The organism is Nocardia jinanensis (genome assembly GCF_014645735.1).
Classification (GTDB): domain Bacteria; phylum Actinomycetota; class Actinomycetes; order Mycobacteriales; family Mycobacteriaceae; genus Nocardia; species Nocardia jinanensis.
Genome location: NZ_BMMH01000051.1, coordinates 1 through 5,034 on the forward strand (window position 1 = coordinate 1; position 5,034 = coordinate 5,034).

A 5,034-nucleotide genomic window follows, 5' to 3' on the forward strand; every position below is an offset into this window, starting at 1 on the left:
TACTTTTGATTGCGCCTTCGGGTGTGATTGTGAGTCTTCAACGGAGAGTTTGATCCTGGCTCAGGACGAACGCTGGCGGCGTGCTTAACACATGCAAGTCGAGCGGTAAGGCCCTTCGGGGTACACGAGCGGCGAACGGGTGAGTAACACGTGGGTGATCTGCCTTGCACTCTGGGATAAGCCTGGGAAACTGGGTCTAATACCGGATATGACCTCCAGTTGCATGACTGGGGGTGGAAAGATTTATTGGTGCAAGATGAGCCCGCGGCCTATCAGCTTGTTGGTGGGGTAATGGCCTACCAAGGCGACGACGGGTAGCCGGCCTGAGAGGGCGACCGGCCACACTGGGACTGAGACACGGCCCAGACTCCTACGGGAGGCAGCAGTGGGGAATATTGCACAATGGGCGGAAGCCTGATGCAGCGACGCCGCGTGAGGGATGACGGCCTTCGGGTTGTAAACCTCTTTCGACTCCGACGAAGCGAAAGTGACGGTAGGAGTATAAGAAGCACCGGCCAACTACGTGCCAGCAGCCGCGGTAATACGTAGGGTGCGAGCGTTGTCCGGAATTACTGGGCGTAAAGAGCTTGTAGGCGGTCTGTCACGTCATCTGTGAAAACTTGGGGCTCAACCTTAAGCTTGCAGGCGATACGGGCAGACTAGAGTACTTCAGGGGAGACTGGAATTCCTGGTGTAGCGGTGAAATGCGCAGATATCAGGAGGAACACCGGTGGCGAAGGCGGGTCTCTGGGAAGTAACTGACGCTGAGAAGCGAAAGCATGGGTAGCGAACAGGATTAGATACCCTGGTAGTCCATGCCGTAAACGGTGGGTACTAGGTGTGGGTTTCCTTCCACGGGATCCGTGCCGTAGCTAACGCATTAAGTACCCCGCCTGGGGAGTACGGCCGCAAGGCTAAAACTCAAAGGAATTGACGGGGGCCCGCACAAGCGGCGGAGCATGTGGATTAATTCGATGCAACGCGAAGAACCTTACCTGGGTTTGACATACACCGGAAACCTGCAGAGATGTAGGCCCCCTTGTGGTCGGTGTACAGGTGGTGCATGGCTGTCGTCAGCTCGTGTCGTGAGATGTTGGGTTAAGTCCCGCAACGAGCGCAACCCTTATCTTATGTTGCCAGCGCGTAATGGCGGGGACTCGTGAGAGACTGCCGGGGTCAACTCGGAGGAAGGTGGGGACGACGTCAAGTCATCATGCCCCTTATGTCCAGGGCTTCACACATGCTACAATGGCCGGTACAGAGGGCTGCGATACCGCGAGGTGGAGCGAATCCCTTAAAGCCGGTCTCAGTTCGGATCGGGGTCTGCAACTCGACCCCGTGAAGTTGGAGTCGCTAGTAATCGCAGATCAGCAACGCTGCGGTGAATACGTTCCCGGGCCTTGTACACACCGCCCGTCACGTCATGAAAGTCGGTAACACCCGAAGCCGGTGGCCTAACCCTTGTGGAGGGAGCCGTCGAAGGTGGGATCGGCGATTGGGACGAAGTCGTAACAAGGTAGCCGTACCGGAAGGTGCGGCTGGATCACCTCCTTTCTAAGGAGCATTTCTCCAGGACCGCTCACGTAGGTGGGTGTGTTTCTGGCAGAGGCCATTTCGGAAGCGAATGTTTTCCGATGGTTGCTCATGGGTGGAACGCTGACAACTTCTATCGCATTCGATCGGGAACTCAGTGTCCTGGTCGTGGTGGATATATCAACACACTGTTGGGTCCTGAAAGAACAGACGTTCTTTCCAGGCAAGATAATACGATCCATTCGGATTTCTCGAGATACCGTCAGCCGGTTGGCTGGTAGGTCCGGTGATTCAGTCTGAGTGGGTGTGTTGTTTGAGAACTGCACAGTGGACGCGAGCATCTTTGTTTTGTAAGTTTTTAAGAGCGTACGGTGGATGCCTTGGCACCAGGAGCCGATGAAGGACGTAGGAGGCTGCGATAAGCCTCGGGGAGCTGTCAACCGAGCTGTGATCCGAGGGTGTCCGAATGGGGAAACCCAGCACGAGTGATGTCGTGTTACCCGCATCTGAATATATAGGGTGTGTGGAGGGAACGTGGGGAAGTGAAACATCTCAGTACCCACAGGAAGAGAAAACAACATGTGATTCCGTGAGTAGTGGCGAGCGAAAGCGGATGAGGCTAAACCATGCGTGTGTGATAGCCGGCAGGCGTTGCACGTGTGGGGTTGTGGGGCTCACTTTCTTGTCACTGCCGTGGCGAGCAACAGTCAGAAAAGTTCATGTTAGTCGAATTGGTCTGGGACGGCCAACCGTAGACGGTGAGAGTCCGGTAGGCGAAAACATGTTCTCTGTTGTAGTGAGTACCCGAGTAGCAGCGGGCCCGTGAAATCTGCTGTGAATCTGCCGGGACCACCCGGTAAGCCTGAATACTCCCTGGTGACCGATAGCGGACTAGTACCGTGAGGGAAAGGTGAAAAGTACCCCGGGAGGGGAGTGAAATAGTACCTGAAACCGTGCGCTTACAATCCGTCAGAGCCTGTGCACAGTTTACTGTGGTGGGTGATGGCGTGCCTTTTGAAGAATGAGCCTGCGAGTTAGTGGCATGTGGCGAGGTTAACCCGTGTGGGGTAGCCGTAGCGAAAGCGAGTCCGAATAGGGCGTTTGAGTCGCGTGTTCTAGACCCGAAGCGGAGTGATCTACCCATGGCCAGGGTGAAGCGACGGTAAGACGTCGTGGAGGCCCGAACCCACTTAGGTTGAAAACTGAGGGGATGAGCTGTGGGTAGGGGTGAAAGGCCAATCAAACTCCGTGATAGCTGGTTCTCCCCGAAATGCATTTAGGTGCAGCGTCGCGTGTTTCTCACCGGAGGTAGAGCTACTGGATGGTCTAGGGGGCCCACAAGCTTACCGAAATCAGCCAAACTCCGAATGCCGGTGAGTGAGAGCGCGGCAGTGAGACTGCGGGGGATAAGCTTCGTAGTCGAGAGGGAAACAGCCCAGATCGCCGGCTAAGGCCCCTAAGCGTGTACTAAGTGGAAAAGGATGTGGGATTGCGCAGACAGCCAGGAGGTTGGCTTAGAAGCAGCCACCCTTGAAAGAGTGCGTAATAGCTCACTGGTCGAGTGATCCTGCGCCGACAATGTAGCGGGGCTCAAGTACACCGCCGAAGCCGCGGCAGTCACACAATACATCCGCATCGGACTACGGTCTGGTGTGCAGTGGTGTGGCTGGGTAGGGGAGCGTCGTGTAGCCAGGGAAGCAGCGGGGTGACCTAGTTGTGGAGGCTGCGCGAGTGAGAATGCAGGCATGAGTAGCGAAAGACGAGTGAGAAACTCGTCCGCCGAATGACCAAGGGTTCCTGGGCCAGGTTAATCCGCCCAGGGTGAGTCGGGACCTAAGGCGAGGCCGACAGGCGTAGTCGATGGACAACGGGTTGATATTCCCGTACCCGTGTATCCGCGCCCAATGGCGAATCATCTGTGCTAAGTGCCCAAATGCGGACGGACCTCCTTCGGGAGGCTGAAAGCGGCTGCGCACGACCCTGGGTGTAGTAGTCAAGCGATGGGGTGACGCAGGAAGGTAGCTGGGCCAGTCAGTGGTTGTACTGGTGTAAGCCTGTAGGGCGTTGTGTAGGCAAATCCGCACAGCATATAGCCTGAGAGGTGATGCGTAGCCGATTGAGGCGAATTCAGTGATCCTATGCTGCCGAGAAAAGCCTCTAGTGAGTTGGTACACGGCCCGTACCCCAAACCGACACAGGTGGTCAGGTAGAGAATACTAAGGCGATCGAGATAACTGTGGTCAAGGAACTCGGCAAAATGCCCCCGTAACTTCGGGAGAAGGGGGACCATGTCCGGTGAACGCCTTTACGGTGGGAGCTGGGTGTGGTCGCAGAGACCAGAGAGAAGCGACTGTTTACTAAAAACACAGGTCCGTGCGAAGTCGTAAGACGATGTATACGGACTGACGCCTGCCCGGTGCCGGAAGGTTAAGAGGACCGGTTAGCGCTTCGGCGCGAAGCTGAGAATTTAAGCCCCGGTAAACGGCGGTGGTAACTATAACCATCCTAAGGTAGCGAAATTCCTTGTCGGGTAAGTTCCGACCTGCACGAATGGCGTAACGACTTCTCTGCTGTCTCGACCACAGACTCGGCGAAATTGCACTACGAGTAAAGATGCTCGTTACGCGCGGCAGGACGAAAAGACCCCGGGACCTTCACTATAGCTTGGTATTGGTGTTCGGTACGGTTTGTGTAGGATAGGTGGGAGACTGTGAAGCATGCACGCCAGTGTGTGTGGAGTCAACGTTGAAATACCACTCTGATCGTATTGGACCTCTAACCTCGGACCATGATCTGGTTCAGGGACAGTGCCTGGTGGGTAGTTTAACTGGGGCGGTTGCCTCCCAAAATGTAACGGAGGCGCCCAAAGGTTCCCTCAGCCTGGTTGGCAATCAGGTGTTGAGTGCAAGTGCACAAGGGAGCTTGACTGTGAGACTGACAGGTCGAGCAGGGACGAAAGTCGGGACTAGTGATCCGGCACCGGCAAGTGGAAGCGGTGTCGCTCAACGGATAAAAGGTACCCCGGGGATAACAGGCTGATCTTCCCCAAGAGTCCATATCGACGGGATGGTTTGGCACCTCGATGTCGGCTCGTCGCATCCTGGGGCTGGAGTAGGTCCCAAGGGTTGGGCTGTTCGCCCATTAAAGCGGCACGCGAGCTGGGTTTAGAACGTCGTGAGACAGTTCGGTCTCTATCCGCCGCGCGCGTTGGAAACTTGAGGAAGGCTGTCCCTAGTACGAGAGGACCGGGACGGACGAACCTCTGGTGTGCCAGTTGTCCCGCCAGGGGCACGGCTGGTTGGCTACGTTCGGAAGGGATAACCGCTGAAAGCATCTAAGCGGGAAGCCTGTTCCAAGATGAGGTTTCCCACCACCTAGAGTGGTTAAGGCCCCCTACAGACCATGGGGTTGATAGGCCGGAACTGGAAGCACGGTAACGTGTGCAGGTGACCGGTACTAATAGGCCGAGGGCTTACTGAACAAAGATTGCTACGCGTCCAC

2 rRNA genes are annotated in these 5,034 nt (G+C 56.1%); both read left to right on the top strand.

Features of this window, described 5'->3' with window-relative positions:
* Positions 1-37: 37 nt before the first annotated feature.
* Positions 38-1,554: ribosomal RNA gene (locus IEY68_RS35750) — 16S ribosomal RNA — on the top strand.
* Between the two features lie 327 nt (positions 1,555-1,881).
* Positions 1,882-5,013, top strand: a 23S ribosomal RNA gene (locus tag IEY68_RS35755).
* The 16S and 23S rRNA genes sit together here, the layout of an rRNA operon.
* Positions 5,014-5,034 lie beyond the last annotated feature (21 nt).